The 15,989-nt window shown below is 42.1% G+C and carries 15 protein-coding genes and 1 riboswitch; of the genes, 7 read left to right on the top strand and 8 right to left on the bottom strand.

Annotated features, from left to right (window positions below; genetic code table 11):
* Positions 1–49 precede the first annotated feature (49 nt).
* Genes J0654_RS06605 through J0654_RS06595 form a run of 3 tightly spaced genes read right to left on the bottom strand, consistent with a single transcriptional unit; the run spans position 50 to position 3,012 of the window.
* Positions 50–829, bottom strand: a complete 780-nt coding sequence (locus tag J0654_RS06605; protein ID WP_207026950.1) for an ABC transporter ATP-binding protein — start codon at positions 827–829, stop codon at positions 50–52.
* Positions 829–1,860, bottom strand: a complete 1,032-nt coding sequence (locus J0654_RS06600; protein ID WP_207026948.1) for a FecCD family ABC transporter permease — start codon at positions 1,858–1,860, stop codon at positions 829–831. The genes J0654_RS06605 and J0654_RS06600 overlap by 1 nt, the downstream gene beginning before the upstream one ends.
* A complete protein-coding gene (locus J0654_RS06595) occupies positions 1,861–3,012 on the bottom strand; it encodes an ABC transporter substrate-binding protein (RefSeq protein WP_207026946.1) in 1,152 nt (383 codons plus the stop codon).
* Positions 3,013–3,067: 55 nt separating this feature from the next.
* Positions 3,068–3,291: riboswitch (cobalamin riboswitch) on the top strand.
* A gap of 69 nt (positions 3,292–3,360) precedes the next feature.
* Here J0654_RS06595 and J0654_RS06590 point away from each other — a divergent pair.
* Positions 3,361–5,223 (top strand): TonB-dependent receptor plug domain-containing protein, encoded by a 1,863-nt coding sequence (locus tag J0654_RS06590; protein WP_207026944.1) that lies wholly within the window; start codon positions 3,361–3,363, stop codon positions 5,221–5,223.
* A gap of 34 nt (positions 5,224–5,257) precedes the next feature.
* Here the strand turns inward: J0654_RS06590 and J0654_RS06585 are convergent, their stop codons facing one another.
* On the bottom strand, positions 5,258–6,724 hold the full coding sequence (locus J0654_RS06585) for a S41 family peptidase (protein ID WP_207026942.1): 1,467 nt from the start codon (positions 6,722–6,724) through the stop codon (positions 5,258–5,260).
* Positions 6,725–6,938: 214 nt separating this feature from the next.
* On the opposite strand from J0654_RS06585, the gene J0654_RS06580 reads away from it, so the two are divergent.
* The 5 genes from J0654_RS06580 (at position 6,939) to J0654_RS06560 (ending at position 10,019) form a co-directional block, all read left to right on the top strand.
* Positions 6,939–7,448 (top strand): RNA polymerase sigma factor, encoded by a 510-nt coding sequence (locus J0654_RS06580; protein WP_207026940.1) that lies wholly within the window; start codon positions 6,939–6,941, stop codon positions 7,446–7,448.
* A complete protein-coding gene (locus tag J0654_RS06575) occupies positions 7,435–7,869 on the top strand; it encodes a hypothetical protein (RefSeq protein ID WP_207026939.1) in 435 nt (144 codons plus the stop codon). The genes J0654_RS06580 and J0654_RS06575 overlap by 14 nt, the downstream gene beginning before the upstream one ends.
* Positions 7,870–7,882: 13 nt before the next feature.
* Entirely contained in the window at positions 7,883–8,422 is a 540-nt protein-coding gene (locus J0654_RS06570) for a DUF4252 domain-containing protein (protein ID WP_207026937.1), read from the top strand.
* 115 nt (positions 8,423–8,537) lie between these two features.
* Positions 8,538–9,077: a DUF4252 domain-containing protein gene (locus J0654_RS06565; protein ID WP_207026935.1), complete on the top strand. Its 540-nt coding sequence runs from the start codon at positions 8,538–8,540 to the stop codon at positions 9,075–9,077.
* 126 nt (positions 9,078–9,203) lie between these two features.
* Complete coding sequence (locus J0654_RS06560; RefSeq protein ID WP_207026933.1) at positions 9,204–10,019, top strand: mechanosensitive ion channel family protein; 816 nt, start codon at positions 9,204–9,206, stop codon at positions 10,017–10,019.
* A gap of 336 nt (positions 10,020–10,355) precedes the next feature.
* Here J0654_RS06560 and purB read toward each other — a convergent pair whose 3' ends face one another.
* Both purB and J0654_RS06550 read right to left on the bottom strand, forming a co-directional pair.
* Positions 10,356–11,699, bottom strand: a complete 1,344-nt coding sequence (purB, locus tag J0654_RS06555; protein ID WP_207026931.1) for an adenylosuccinate lyase — start codon at positions 11,697–11,699, stop codon at positions 10,356–10,358.
* Positions 11,700–11,744: 45 nt separating this feature from the next.
* Positions 11,745–12,317, bottom strand: a complete 573-nt coding sequence (locus J0654_RS06550; protein ID WP_207026929.1) for a hypothetical protein — start codon at positions 12,315–12,317, stop codon at positions 11,745–11,747.
* A gap of 35 nt (positions 12,318–12,352) precedes the next feature.
* Here J0654_RS06550 and J0654_RS06545 point away from each other — a divergent pair, with 35 nt between their 5' ends.
* Positions 12,353–12,805, top strand: coding sequence for a heme-binding domain-containing protein (locus J0654_RS06545; RefSeq protein ID WP_207026927.1), 453 nt, complete (start codon positions 12,353–12,355; stop codon positions 12,803–12,805).
* On the opposite strand, the gene J0654_RS06540 is transcribed toward J0654_RS06545, so the two are convergent.
* Both J0654_RS06540 and J0654_RS06535 read right to left on the bottom strand, forming a co-directional pair.
* Positions 12,789–13,487 (bottom strand): SIR2 family NAD-dependent protein deacylase, encoded by a 699-nt coding sequence (locus tag J0654_RS06540; RefSeq protein WP_207026925.1) that lies wholly within the window; start codon positions 13,485–13,487, stop codon positions 12,789–12,791. The two genes, J0654_RS06545 and J0654_RS06540, sit on opposite strands and share 17 nt — an antisense overlap.
* Positions 13,488–13,501: 14 nt before the next feature.
* Positions 13,502–15,907 (bottom strand): penicillin acylase family protein, encoded by a 2,406-nt coding sequence (locus J0654_RS06535; protein WP_237685895.1) that lies wholly within the window; start codon positions 15,905–15,907, stop codon positions 13,502–13,504.
* Positions 15,908–15,989: the final 82 nt, after the last annotated feature.

Here is a 15,989-nt window from a genome sequence, read left to right as displayed (position 1 = left end):
GCAGGATAAAGATAACGGATTCCGTTTGATGCCGAAATGGAAAGTGTACTTACTTATTCACTTTAAAAGAACCCGTTTTACCATCAAACTGTACCATTTCCGAAGGAAACAATTGGTCAAAGTGCTTTTGTTCGATAAGTTGACACGGGTCTCCAAAGGGATGGTCTTTTCCATCCAAAATAAGTATTCGGTCGCATAATTGGATGGCCAATTCGATTTCGTGGGTGGTGAACAGAATGGTTTTTTGTTTGTTGTGCGCCAATTCCTGAAGCATTTTTAAAATCTGCACTTTATGATATAGGTCCAAATGCGTGGTCGGTTCATCCAAGAGGATCAAGGACGTGTCCTGTGCCATGGCTCGTGCCACCAGCACTCGTTGTAGCTGCCCATCACTTAGTTCGTGGCATTTGCTGTGTCGGAGTTCGTTCAGCAAAAAGGCATCCAAACTAGCTTGGATTTGTTGCTTGTCCTCCTTCGTCAATGTGCCCAACCAGTTGGTATAGGGCTGCCTTCCCAAAGCAATCAATTCCTGAACCGTGAGATTTTTGGAAGCAGGTTGCTCTGTCAATACCACACTAAGTTCTTTGGATAGTGAGGACGAGCTATATTTTTCCAGCGGTTTTCCATTCAAAAGTATATCACCGGAGAGTTTCGGTTGAAATCCGCCCAAAGTCCTAAGTAGCGTAGATTTCCCGATTCCATTAACGCCTACAACGCCGCAAAGCATACCGGCCCCCAAATCAAAATTGATGTTGTTGGCCACGGTTTTGGAACCGTACCCAATGGATAATTGGCTAATGGACAATATGTTTTTCCCGGTTTTTGCCATCAGAACATCATTTTACGTTTACGCACCAAGAGCCATATCACCACAGGAGCCCCCACTAAGGATGTAATGGCATTTATGGGCAATACACTGGCGGAATTGGGCAATTGTGCCAAGGTATCGCACAGAAGCATTAAAATGCCCCCGTACAGCATTACGGCGGGAATCAACACTTTGTGTTCCATGGTATCAAAAATCTGTCTGGTCAAATGGGGTACGGCCAAGCCCACAAAAGCAATGGGTCCTGCAAATGCTGTAATACCACCGGCCAAAAGTCCTGTTGCAATGATTATCGTCAATCGTGATTTTTTCAGGGAGACTCCCAAACTTTGCGCATAGTTTTCCCCCAAAAGAAAGGCATTCAATGATTTTATGGAGAGGATGCTCAATAAAACACCCAGGGCAACAATGCCTCCCATTAACAGTATTTGGTTCACGGAGAGGTTGCCCACACTTCCAAATGACCAAAATATAAAGCGCTGAAGGTTTTCCGCACTGGAAAAATAGGCCAGCACGCTAACTAGGGCAGAAGTAATGCTGCCGAACATCAATCCAATAATCAACAGGGCCATGGTGTCCTTTACCCTTTGCGCTACAATCAATACGATCAAAAGCACCAAAAAGCTTCCAATACTGGCGGCAATGGCAAGAGAAATATCACCTAAAAAAGAAAAAGATGTATAGCCTGTAAACAAAGAAACGCCCATTAACAATAAAGCGGCACCCAAACTGGCCCCTGAGCTTATTCCAAGTACAAAAGGACCTGCCAAGGGATTTCTGAATAAGGTTTGCATTAAAAGTCCGCTCAACGAAAGTCCTGCGCCCACCAAAATAGAGGTGAAAGCCTTCGGCAATCGATAATTCCATATAATGTATTCCCAAGATGCTTTCTCGGGAGATGTACCGAACAGCGTGGAAATCATATCTGTGAAAGGTATGCTTACAGAACCTGAACTAATGTTCAAAAGCCATGCGCATAGCAGTGCCAGCGCCAAAAGGACAAAGGAAATACGATATGTCCTTGAGCCTTTCATTTATTGTAATGGTTTAATGAATTTAAGTTTTTTTTCCGGCAGTAACTCTGGATGCAATATTTTGATGAAATCTTTTAGGACGATGTCGGGACGGTGCTGTGCCAATTCGTAGAAAATAAGTCCTCCTTTACCCCCTTTGTCCATCGCATTGGAATATACCTTTTTGTTGGTGAAAGCGGTGAATTCTTTATGGTGTGGGTTTGCTTCGCCTAATTCCGAATAAGTGGTATGGGCGGAAGGATTAAACCAGAATTCGGCGTTTTGTGCTTTATCCAAAACCGACTCCAAACTGAGTCCGATACTCCCTGTTTCCTTGGTATTGCTCCATAGATAATCGGCATTGGCATCATTTAGAAATTTGGCCATCCAGCTTCCGCCCCCTGCTACGTACCACACATCCTTGTAAAGTCCGCCGGTTAAAACAGTAGGTTTGGATGTTGCCTTTTTTGCCAATGAGGCGGCCTTTTTATAGGATATTTCAATTTCTGTAAAAATGCTATCGCCCAATTTTTCTTTTCCAAAAAAAGGAGCAAAGAACTTGATCCATTCAGCTTTTCCCAGAGGGGTTGGTTCTGCCCAATCACCATTGTAAACTATGGGAATACCTACTCTTTCAATGGCATCGTAGGCCTTGTTTTCTTCATTGATGCTGAACCCGATGATCAATTCAGGGTTTACCATAAGAACCATTTCCGTGTTGAGAACATCGTTCATCCCCAAATTTTTAATGTGACCGCTTTCCACTCGCTCCCTCGCTTCGGGGGATGAGATATAGTCCGTGTTTGGAAAACCCACAATAGAATTCAATTCCCCCAATTGTTTTATGGGTTCAATATGCGTGGTAGAGGTAAGCACTACCTTCTCCACAGGAGTTCCAATGATGGCATCGTATTCCCCTTTTGGGAAAGTCACCGACGGTAATTTTTCCTTTGGCACCAATACGTATTTAAAGCTATCCGCTCCTGGCCAGGCTGCGGTAATTACGATTACGGTAAAGTTACCCTCTTTTTCCACGGTAAAACCCGTTGCATATTTTATTGCAGAGGTTGATTTTTGATTTTTAACGGATTGCGGTTTTTTTTCTTGATCGCATCCTGCAAACAGAGCCAAAAGAAATCCCAAGAGCAGAATGGTGTGCTGTTTTTTTGCCATGGGCCAAAAGTAAGATTATTTAAGTTTTACGGAAAAAGATTAAACAGATTGATTAGCTTTGACCCCGAATTTTGGTTCGCACGGAGTTTCCGTGGGATTAAAAGGGAATCCGGTGCAAAACCGGAGCTGTTCCCGCAACTGTAAATGTATGCCAAACTATTTTTTGGCGCCTCTTAAGGAGGGTGTTGCTTTCTACATACCCACTGTTCAGATGTTTTGAATGGGAAGGGCGAGCAACATTTCATAAGCCAGGAGACCTGCCAGGTTCAAACAAACAATGTTAAACTTTCGGGATAAAAGTTTACGTATGCATCACATACTATTCTCCCGTTTATTCAATTAAACGAAATGAAAAGAAATCATTTATGGTTGATTACCGCTCTATTGGCGGGTAAGGGGATTTTTGCGCAAAATGTACAGCAAGATTCACTTAAAGTGCAACAACTGGACGAGGTTGTTGTAAGCGATTCAAAATTTGAATTGAAAAGAGAAAACTCTGGTAAAACGGTGATCAAGATCACTGCCGAGGAAATGCAACGCAACCAAGGCAGGACGGTTGCGGAAATCATTAACACTAAAAGTGGTATCGAGCTAGCCGGTAGCCGCGGCCGTGACGGTGCCGTGTTAGGGGTTTATGCCCGTGGTGGCCGTGGACGTCAGGTTTTGGTGATTATTGATGGTGTCCGTGTGTCCGACCCCTCCACATTTTCTGCGGAGTACGACCTTAGATTACTGTCACCCAATACCATCGAGTCCATCGAGATCATTAAAGGGGCGGCCAGTACGCTTTATGGTACCAACGCGGTTACGGCCGTGATCAACATCACTACAAAAAAGAGTTCCAAAAGAAAGATCGCTGGTAATTTTGAAACCAGCGTAGGGACCAATCAAACTGCCGATGACCAAAATTATAATCTTGGAAGCGTTCAAAATTCGGCAAACGTAAACGGTACTTTGGGCAAGTTCAATTATGGGGTTGATTTTTCCAATAGATATAAGAGTGGACTCTCGGCAGCGGTGACCCCAGAGAACGAAGAGGATGTTTTTTCGCACTTTAGCACCAATGTAAAGTTGGGCTATCAGTTTTCGGAAAACTTCGGAATTCAGGTCTATGGGAACCAGACCAAGTTCAAAAATGAATATGACGCTTCGATGGCTGAAGCTCCCAATTTGGGCGTGAACGAGCAGCAACGTGTTGGTTTGTCCTCAGAGTTGGGTTATGGCAAAGGCTCGTTGTACTTGAATGCTGCTTTTGCAGATTATGAGTCCGTGGCCAACGATACTTATGGCGAGAGCAATACCAAGGGCAGCAATTGGGTCTTGGATTTGTACAACAAATATGTTTTTGGTGAGCAATTCCATACCATACTTGGTATAAACTATATAAAGGACGAAGCCATTTTTGTAGATGAAGTTGACTTTGCTATCGTAGATCCTTATGTCAATCTGGTTTATGTTTCGGATTTTGGGTTGAATTTGAATGTGGGAGCCCGTTTGAACCATCATTCCGAATATGGAAATCATTTTGTATACAATGTAAACCCGTCGTATGTTTTTAATACGGATAATGGGTATGTAAAACTGATGGGGTCTTATGCCACATCGTACATCACACCTAATTTAACACAACTTTTCGGCGCCTTTGGAGGCAACCCGGAGTTGGAACCTGAAGAAAACTCGACCCTTGAAGGTGGTGTGGAATTTAAACTGAACAATACATTTCGAATCAGCGCGGTTTATTTTGATAGAAACGAGACCAATGCCATTGGGTACGATGCCAATTTTATGAGCATTAATATAGCGGATGAAATAGATGCCAATGGGGTAGAGGTTGAAGCTACGTGGTTGCCTTGGAGCAGTTTTAGCGTAAATGCCAATTACACCTATACGGAGCGCAAAGGGGACAATGCCATCCGTATCCCAAAGCATAAGGCCAATGTGTCCTTATGGTATCAGTTTTTTGAGGGTACCAATGCATCATTGACATACGCATACACCGGCAAACGTTTTGATACGAACTTCGCGACCTTTATGGATATCGCTTTGGAGCCTTTTTCTTTACTGAACTTTTCCATTAGACACGAATTGATTCCGAGCAAACTGAATGTGTTCTTTAACGCAGATAATCTATTGAACGAGGATTATAGGGAGTTACTCGGCTTCACGACCCGGGGAAGAAACTTTAGGGTGGGTCTCAACCTGAGCCTTTAAAAAAAGAAAAGCGGCCAATCGGCCGCTTTTTTTATTATTTGTTCAATTGCAATGGTTTTTCCAAATACATATTGTCCTTTAATCGAGTTTCCAGTCTGGAAGATGTAAAAGTATTTGCAGGCATTTCAACGGTAAAGTCAAATTTACCGGATACTCCTGTAATTTCTTGAAGTGCACGAGCCAAAAGAGGCTCGTTTACGTCGCCCAATACACCAAGATTGCTCAAATCCTCCCCAAGCACAATATCAGGGTTTAATCCGCTAGTGTAGTCATAAAACCCGATAGAATTCTCATTTCTACCTACTAAAGGTTGTAGTCCCCAAGAGTTTCCAGCATTGATACTGCCCTCGCGATTACTATTATAAATATAGGAGTTGTCCGGGTCGTCTACTAAAGTAATGGAAAACTCGTTTTTACCTCGGGTGGTTTCACCAATATGGATAACATCAATGTAGGGGTCAAGTCCGTTCATGACCAATTCACTGGCCGAAGCGGAATCACCTGTGGCTATCACAAAAACCCTACTCAAGTTAAGTGTATTTATAGGGCTGGTCCCTGTAGTATTGGCAAAATAGTCGGTCAGGTAATCATCACTTAATTGCTCTTGTATCTTATTGTTCCAACGTTGTTTAATATAAACTTCATTGGTATTGGTGCCATAGATCATACTGGCCAAAAGGCGCGATGTATTTACAGAACCTCCGGGGTTGTAACGCATATCCAAAACAAGTTCGGTGGCACCTTGAGCTTTAAAATCTGCAAAGGCAGCATTTAAATCCTCATTAAAACTGCTTAAAAACCTATTGTACATCAAGTAAGCGACTTTTGTGCCGTTAACATCCAAAGTTTTGGAAATCAAAATAGGATCCTCCACTTGGTTTTCTATTTTGTTTAGGACGACTTCTTTATCACTGTCAGAAATGGTATTGTTGGACACAGTGGCCATTCCAAGTGTATACGAACTATTATCCCCAAAAAGCAGATCGACATAATTATTGACGGTGAGTTGAATGCCATTTACCCGCGTAAAGAACTCTCCTCTTTGAATATCCTTGGTGGAAGCATCGGAATCTGGCCATATATATTGAACAAATCCGAATACATTATCCGTATCGCCAATTAGTCCCAATCCAAATTCCAGGCCATTACTTTGGGATACGCCGGATAGGTTACTTACCAGCTCCGAATAATCTTCGTTGGCGAAACTAAATCGGTCATCACCAAATAGAAGTGTATCATAAAAAAAACTTTCGGGATCTTCAAAAGACTCCAGGTACTCGGTATACTCGGTATTTGTGGAAAATCTGTCGTCAGCGAGATCATTAACATTAGCCTGCCAAAAATACCAGAGGTTCATGGCCTGCCACATAAAATTTTGGGACGTAACATCTACCGTTTCTGGTTCGGGAGTACTGGTGGGGTTTGTAATTTGATTATCATCATTGCTACAAGCAACAATAAAAAAGGTTAGTCCTATAAATAGGAAGAAATATTTTTTCATAGCTTCATTTTTTTTTGAATTCACTCAAATTTTGTTCCAAATATATCTAAGGTGTAGGTTGAATTGAGTAAATAAGCATGGGAGACCATACAAATTTTCCTTGCAAAATAGGTTTATATGGGGAAATTGCAAATTTTTTGTAACAAATTTCGATATGTATCGTCGTGATAGTGTAGGTCGATAAGAAAGACACAAAAACAACTAAGACAACCAAATGAAACAAACAGAATTTTTAAATGTGGTTTTACCCTTTCAGGATAAGCTATACAGGTTGGCAAAACGCCTGTTGGTCTCTCGAGAGGAAGCGGAAGACGCCACTCAAGAAATTTTGTTGAAGCTATGGTCAAAGAACGAATCCATGGAGAAGTATAAAAACGTAGAAGCTTTTGCCATGACCATGACCAAAAACTTTTGTTTGGACCGTTTAAAGTCCAAGCAAGCAGGGAACTTGAAATTGGTTCACAGTAATTACACCGATGGAAACTCCTCCTTACAAAAACAATTGGAGGCCGAAGACAGTGTAAGTTGGATGGAACGAATTATGGAGGACCTGCCAGAACAACAAAAAATGATATTGCAACTACGGGATGTAGAGCAATATGAGTTCGACGAGATATGCGAGCTCATGGACATGAAACCCACAGCGGTGCGCGTAGCATTGTCGAGGGCGAGAAAAACAGTGAGAGAGGAATTAATTAAAAAACATAACTATGGAATTGGGTAACATAGAAAAAATATTGGAAAAGTATTTCGAGGCCACTGCGACAGTGGACGAAGAAAGAACACTTAGGGCATATTTTTCGCAAGATGAGGTTGCACCTCACTTGGAGCAGTACAAGCCCATGTTCAACTACTTTTCCATAGCCAAGGAAGAAAAGTACACCAAGCAGGTACCATTAAAACCTAGAGTAAACTATTACAAGTGGCTATCCGTTGCAGCGGCAGTAGTTCTCACCTTTGGCATTTATTTTGGTAATCAGTACCAAGAAACAAAGCGTTTGGAACAAGAACAGGCGGAGTACGCCTACGAGGAAACCGTAAAAGCTTTTGAGTTGTTAGCGGAAAATTTTAACCGTGGCACAGAAAAAGTGGCCTACCTCAATGAGTTCGAAGAAGCAAAACAAAAAATTTACAACAACAATTAAAAAACGTAACAAAATGAAAAAGTATATTTTAATCGCAGTAATGGCATTATTGCCTTTGGCAGGGTTCTCACAATCCCTTTTTGACAAGTTTGAAGATTTGGATGATGTAACATCCGTAGTGGTGAACAAAAGCATGTTCAATCTTTTGGCAAAAATCGATGTAGAGGTCGATGACCCGGAAGCACAAGATTTTATTGATATTACAAGCAGTCTTAAGAGTTTGAAGGTGTTTACGACCGAAAACAAGAAAATAGGAGAGGATATGAAGTCTTCTGTGGAGAGCTACTTAAAGTCTTCTAAAATGGAGGAGTTGATGAGGGTTAAGGACAAAGATGCCAACGTTAAATTCTATATTAAAGAAGGACGGGATGCAGACCATGTAAGCGAACTGTTGATGTTCGTAACAGGAATGAAGAACGTGGAGGCCGATGGCAGAAAGTTCGAAACCGTAATCTTATCCCTTACAGGTGATATAGATTTGAACAAGATCAGTTCGTTGACCAAGAAAATGAACTTGCCAGAAGAACTTAACGAAGCAAGTAAGAAAAACTAAATAGAGAATATCGGTTGACAATAATCGGTTGGGAATTGTAACAAAATGCAAAAAAAACCAACTAATTATTGTCAACTGATTATCAGTTGACAGAATCAATCAAAAACAAAATAAGATGAAACATATTATTAAAACCATGTTGGTAGCCGGAGCAATACTTCTGGCTTCATGCGCTTCGCAGCCCAGTCTGCAAGAATATTATGTGGACAATTCGGAAAATCCGAACTTTTTGTCCATCGATGTTCCCGCCAGTATTCTAAAACTAAATGAGGAAGATTTGAATCCAACTCAAATAGAAGCCATAGAATCCCTACGTAAATTTAATTTATTGGCCTTTAGAAAGAATGCGGACAATGAAGCTGAATATGAAATTGAAAAGAAAAAGGTGCGCGAGATTTTAAAAAATGATGACTTTGTGGAGTTAATGAAAATCAACTCGCAATACGGTAAAGGCGTTATCAAATATTTGGGTGATGAGGACGCCATTGATGAAGTAATCATTTATGGGGATAGTAAAGACAAAGGTTTTGCTCTGGTACGTGTACTAGGTAAAGATATGAACCCGGCTCACATTGTGCAGTTAATGCAGGCCATTCAAAAATCCGATTATAAAGGTGAAGGCCTTGGTGAAATTGGGGACTTCTTAAAAGGCTAAGACCAAACATTATATATTGAGTAAAGGGCGACGTTTGTCGCCCTTTTTTGGTTATGGCAGATAATAAGTGACCTAGTTTAGTATCTTAGTGTCTCATTATAAGAACACTAACAAAACCTAGGCATCATGGAAAAAGCACAAGAATGGTTCGATTATGGAATTGAACTGGCCAAAGAATTCGGTCCCAAACTAATTACGGCCCTTATCATCTACATTGTAGGTATGTGGGTGGTAAAAAAGATTATTGGCGGTACCCGAAAGGTAATGTCGAAAAGCAAGTACGATGAATCCTTACAAAAGTTTTTACTCAACCTTTTTTCTTGGGCCCTCAAAGTATTCTTGATCATTATTGTAATCTCCCGATTGGGCGTGGATGTTACCACATTTGCCGCCGTAATCGCAGCAGCAGGTCTTGCGGTGGGTTTGGCCTTACAAGGCTCACTGTCCAATTTTGCCGGAGGTGTGTTGATCATGATTTTCAAACCTTATAAAATTGGAGACCTGGTAGAAGCACAGGGCATTTTGGGAAAAGTAAAGGGAATCGAAATATTTACCACAAAGTTGGTAACTCCGCAGAACAAGCTTGCAATTATCCCTAATGGTGCCATGGCCAACGGTAACATAATCAATTACACAGCCGAGGGGAAAATGCGTGTGGATACTGTAATAGGAGTTGGGTATGATGAGGACATCAAAAAAACCAAAGAAGTATTGTTAAAGGTATTGACCTCAAATAAAAAAGTACTTAAAGATCCAGAACCATCCGTAAACGTATTGGAATTGGCCGATAGCTCTGTGAATTTTGCGGTAAGGCCTTTTTGCAAGCCCGAGGATTACTGGGATGTATATTTCGCGACCCACGAAAATTGCAAAATCGCTCTGGACAAAGCTGGAATCGAAATTCCATACCCACATCAGGTGGAGATTCATAAGCAAGGATAATGGTGTAGTTGGATTCTTGGATGTTCCGATTAGTAGAATATTGGCTTGGTTGATTAGTAAGCATTCAGGTCAATGGTAAAGGTTTGATAGGGATTTCGAGAAGCATTGTGAGCCGGTTCCTTCGTAATTTCAAAGGCTGTCAAGACATCTCATCTTGGGCAAGGGATTTACACGAATTACCCGAATAATTGGGGATGCTTTTGCTCTTGTTCTTATTCTTGAAAAGAGATTCTTCAGTTGCAGTGCTCCTCCAGAATGACAACCATGACTGTCTTCACAAAGCCAAGGAATGTGTGTCACATCGAGCGCAGTCGAGATGGTTTGAGCCGAACTTAATTAAACCCCGGTGTAATTCGCTGGGGTTATTTGTTTCAGCTCAGTTTTAATGGCATCGGAAACGTCCAAGGTTTCAATAAAATCGGCAATGGATTTTTGATTGATTTTCTCGTTGGTACGAGTGAGACCTTTTAAGGCTTCGTAGGGGTTGGGATAGCCTTCTCTTCGCAAAATCGTCTGAATGGCTTCAGCCACAACGGCCCAATTGTCCTCCAGGTCCTTTTCGAACTTGGCCTGGTTCAATACCAGTTTGTTCAACCCTTTTAACGTGGATTGAAATCCAACTATGGTATGTGCAAAAGGTACACCTACGTTTCTTAAAACGGTGCTGTCCGTGAGGTCGCGTTGCAATCGGGAAATGGGCAGTTTGGCCGATAAATGCTCAAAAATGGCATTGGCCAAGCCCAAGTTTCCTTCGGAATTCTCAAAATCAATAGGGTTGACCTTATGTGGCATGGCCGAAGACCCTACTTCTCCTTTTTTGATTTTCTGCTTAAAGTAATCCATGGAGATGTACGTCCAAATATCCCTGTCCAAATCAATCAAAATGGTGTTGATGCGCTTGAGGCAATCGAACAAAGCGGCCATATGATCGTAATGCTCAATTTGAGTGGTGGGGAAGGAGTGGTACAACCCTAGCTTTTCCTGTACAAACTGTTTTCCGAAAGCTCTCCAATCGTTGTTGGGATATGCCACTTTGTGTGCATTGTAATTCCCGGTGGCACCACCAAATTTTGCTGCACTGGGGATATCGTTCAACAAATTGAACTGCTCCTTGAACCGCTCCACAAACACGTCGATTTCCTTGCCCAATCGGGTAGGGGAGGCTGGCTGACCATGTGTTCTGGCCAACATAGGGATGTTCTCCCATTCTTTGGAAAGCTCTTTTAGTTTTTCAAAAACTTCCAAATAGGAGGGCACGTAAACATCGTTCATGGCCTCTTTGATGGAAAGCGGAATTGCCGTGTTGTTGATATCTTGGGAGGTTAACCCAAAGTGGATAAACTCCTTGTATTTTTGAAGCTTTAACCCATCGAACTTTTGTTTGATGAAGTATTCCACGGCTTTTACATCGTGATTGGTTGTTTTTTCAATGTCCTTTATGGTCTGGGCATCCTCCGAAGAAAACTCTTGGTAGATTTTCTGCAATTCTGGGAACAAAGCCTTGTTGAAATCGGCCAACTGTGGCAAGGGTACCTCACATAGCGCGATAAAGTATTCAATTTCTACTTGAACGCGGTATTTGATCAGGGCCTCTTCCGAAAAATAGTCTTTTAAGGCTTTGGTTTTGTTTCTATATCTACCGTCAATCGGCGAAATGGCATTAAGTGGTGTCAATGACATGGTCCAGAAAATTTTGAAAGCATCAAAGATACTTAAACCTGCGGTTTAGACACCCAATTTGGCCAACTTATCCAGAGTTTTTTTTGCACGGTTTTTATATCCTGTGGTACCAGAGGCGTAGCTTTCTTCTAGAACGAGTTTGAGTTCGGGGTGTACCCAATCAAACTTAAGACCCAAATAGTAAAGGCTTGTCATAGCAAATACCTTTGGTGCAACGTTTATGGGGCCAATCAACCAATCAAAACAAGCAGTCATGATTTTTTCCAATTGTTCATCCGTTATATTTTGAACAAATTCCGGTTGCTTTTTTTTGAAATAGGCTTCACATATCATTTCGCAAACATGAGCCGTGGGCCGAATACAGGATTCGGTCTTTAAAACTGATAAACCATTGACAAAATCTTCAAAAAAAGGAAGTAGGTAGGTTAGTTTTTTGCGCATCAAATGGTCAAATGTCCAGCTCGCATTAAAGGTACCTTCTTTGTCTTCCAATAAAACCTCCTTGTAGAGAGCTTGGGCCAATTGGGGCTCCTTGGTTAACTGATTGACCAAGTCATCAATTTGGGATTTGGATATTCTGCCTGAACTAAGTTCGGTATGAAGCTGCTCTTCGGTCACAAAAAATCGATATATTTACTAAAATCCTGTACGTGATGAAAATAGTGAAAAAAATAGCAATAGTTCTATTGATCGTATTGATCGGGATGCAATTCTATCGTCCTGAAAAAAACAAGGCTGAAGGCGATTATGTGGCCGTTTTTGAAGCCGAGACACAACCCTCAGTTGAAGTAAAGCAAATTTTGAAGACAGCTTGTTATGATTGCCATAGTGCCAATACCGAATATCCTTGGTACAATAACATAGCACCGGTATCCTATTGGTTGGCAGACCATATTGAGGAGGGAAAAGAACATTTGAATTTTTCCGATTGGGAAAGCTATGACACGAAAAAGAAAGATCACAAACTCGAAGAGGTTATCGAAGAAGTGAAGGAGGGTGAAATGCCTTTAAATGAATACACTTGGACCCATGCAGATGCGAAATTGTCCGATGAACAAATAAGTGCTCTGCTTGCATGGGCCAATGAAGCTAGGGCCAACTATTAAAAAGTTCTTTCACCAATTGGGGAACACCCTCGGCAGCAGTTTCCGGAATCACGGTAAGGTTATTAAAATCGGCCGACCGAATGTTTGGCTTGGGGTCAATAAAGTAAATTGGGGTCTGTTTGGATGCATAATGTATTAAACTTGCAGCCGGGTATACTTGCATGGATGTTCCCACGATAATCAATATTTCGGCCTGTTGTGTGATTTGCGCAGCAGTTTCCAGCATGGGAACCATTTCACCAAACCACACAATGTGCGGACGCAATTGATTGCCCATATCATCTGTATCGCCCAAAACCAAGTCTTTTTTCCAGTCCAATATATGGTTTTCATTTACCGTACTGCGCACTTTGAACAGTTCGCCGTGCAAGTGCACCACGTGGGAACTACCTGCTTTCTCATGAAGATTATCAATGTTTTGGGTTACAATGCTTACATCAAACCCTTGTTCCAGTTCGGCCAGCGCCAAATGGCCCTTGTTGGGCGAAACATCCAATAATTGCCTTCTCCGCTGGTTGTAAAATTCAAGTACCAGTTCGGGATTTCTGGCAAATCCTTGCGGCGAGGCTACTTGCATTACATCATGACCTTCCCAAAGTCCATTTTCGTCGCGAAAGGTTTTTAGTCCACTCTCGGCACTCATTCCTGCACCGGTCAATACAACTATTTTCTTCTTTGCCATTTATGGTGGGTAATTTATTGTTTTGGAACAAGTTGGTCTTTGTCAACGGTAATCGATTCTATCTTATCTCTTGTGTAGTAGACTGGAAAGTAAGTATCGTTGGCCCAATCTTCAAAAAGGTTTTTATAAAAGGGACTATCAGGGTCACCGGATTGTCCGGGTGAATTTGTCCCTACGGATTCATTCCAGTCATTTACATCAACAATGATCCTGAAAGTGGCTCCAGATGTTTGGTTGTCGTTGCTTCCTGTTACCCCGGGAGTATATTGGTTGCCCCCTCTGGGTAATTTGTCCGTATTCAATTTGGATTGTAATTCGGCATTGACCACGTTGCCCAATGGATGTGTGATTTGCACATGTTTATAATCCGCTTGACCATACTGCCATGTTGCCATATCACTTCCAAATTTTTCGGAAAGGCCTTTTACCGCAGAAGCAAAAGTCCCTGCTAGATAACGATCTCGTTTGTTCATTGCATTATCACCAAATTTTGATTCCGGGCGAAGGATCCATTGCATCAATTTGTTCATTTGTATCCTGGAAATGACCGATTGTACTTCGGCATCTGGGAAATATTCAAAATAATCGTTCATCAGCTCCCTTTCCCATGCCACATAAATAGCTGCATTTGCCGAGTTTTTATCCAAAACAAAATCCCAATCCAACAACCCTTGTTGGGCTTGTTTCAATAGGTCGTCGGTAAAAGTTTGACTCTCCAATAGTGGAACAAGGGTGCGAGCCGGTATGGACAGGTAATCGGTTTGCAAAGCCTTCATGTCCTCCATGGTCAGTTTTTCACCTGAGCCCAGTACCTCTTTCAATCTATCCCCTCTAAATGGATCGCTCCACATATAGCCAATAGCGTCCCATTCCGTGTAATCATCGGGAGTTACATTTTGATTGGCAGTTGAGATAAAACCGTTGGAAGGATTATAATCGTTGGGTTTTTGTTTGATAGGGAGGTAGCCGTCCCACTCGTACCTGCCGTCACCGGGAACGGGAACCAATCCGCTGAAGTTTTTTCGGACAGGGGCGATTCCCACTGCTTGCCATCCTATGTTACCTTCTTTATCCGCCCATATCATGTTTTCGCCCGGAATGTTACTGTAATTACAGGCATCCCTGAATTCTTCCCAATTTTTAGCTTGATTCATTCTCAGGGAAGCCAAATAAGGGGAGCTTCCAGGTTCCATCCAAGCACATCGCACAGCGTAGGCCACATGATTCAGGGAATCGATATAGGTGACGGGGCCATGGCGGGTATATTTCAGTTCCACCTGGGCAGCTTCACTGTTCTTTACCGGAATGGTCTCGTTGATCACCTCCATGTCCTCCCAACTGTCCTTATATTTATATTGATTGAGATTTTCAGGATTCAGCTCATAGACCATCAAATCTTCCCCATCTGTTCTGAAAACCGTCAAACCCCAAGCACCGTATTGATTGTGTCCGATGGAAATTCCAGGAATCTCTGGCTCACCTCCGCCAATTACGTCCCAACCAGGGGCAGATAAGTGTGTCCAATAGCGAAGAGAGGGTACTGCCACGGTTCTGTGCGGATCATTGGCCATATAGGCATGTCCATTTTCTGCAAGTGAAGGACTGGTTACCCAATTGTTGCTGCCAATCCACAGTTTATCGGATTCAGATGGATACATCTTTAGCTCAGCATTTTGGCTCAAACTTTGCTCAACACGGTAATCCGGTAAAATATCTTCCGGCTCAAATTTCACAGGGGTCCGATAGGCTTCATATAATTCCAATATATCATCGGACAATAGGTCTGGGTCAATTGCTGGATCTAATTCCAATTTAGGTTCTTTGGGATGAAACCAATAGTATTCTTTTACTTTTTCAGGACCTAATTTAGCGACCGCCCTACCGATGTCCAATTCATTGGTAATATTGCCCAATAGGCCTTGATGGCGTGAAATGACGACTTCTGGAGTCCACTTCTGTGGCTTGATGCCCAGGGCCTTGAAAGTGATGGGCAATAATTCGGGGTTTTGTAGTACTTCTTCAATGTAAGCGTTTACCCCATTGGTATATGCAGTGATGATCTCCTCTCCATCGGGATGGTACTGTTGCATCTCGGTCTTCATATCGCCCCTAAATTTGAACAAACGGGTGCCGATATCCCTTTTTAGTTCCCTTTCGCCCAAAATTTCCGCCACTGTTCCCTTGGCTTGTCTTCGCCATATCTCAAACTGAAAGAGACGGTCTTTTGCGGCATAATATCCTTGGGCGAAAAACAGGTCGTGCTGATTTTTTGCGTAAATATGGTTGATACCCACTTCATCACGAAGCACCTCCACAGTATCGGTCAGGCCATCAATTTGAATCGCATTGGTGGTATCTTGCTTTTTGCAGGAGGTGGTGAAAATAATAAGTGAAAATAGGAAACTTTGAAATGTTTTCATCGTAAGTATTGTTGGTTTCAGTTGGTTCATGTGATCTAGGTTTACACCATATTGGTAACTAAGATAAGGAATCTATTCTCTT

It is taken from the genome of Flagellimonas profundi, from assembly GCF_017313275.1.
Taxonomy (GTDB): Bacteria; Bacteroidota; Bacteroidia; order Flavobacteriales; family Flavobacteriaceae; genus Flagellimonas; species Flagellimonas profundi.
The sequence above is the reverse complement of the archived record's forward strand: the minus strand, read 5'-3'. Positions and strand labels throughout refer to the sequence as shown.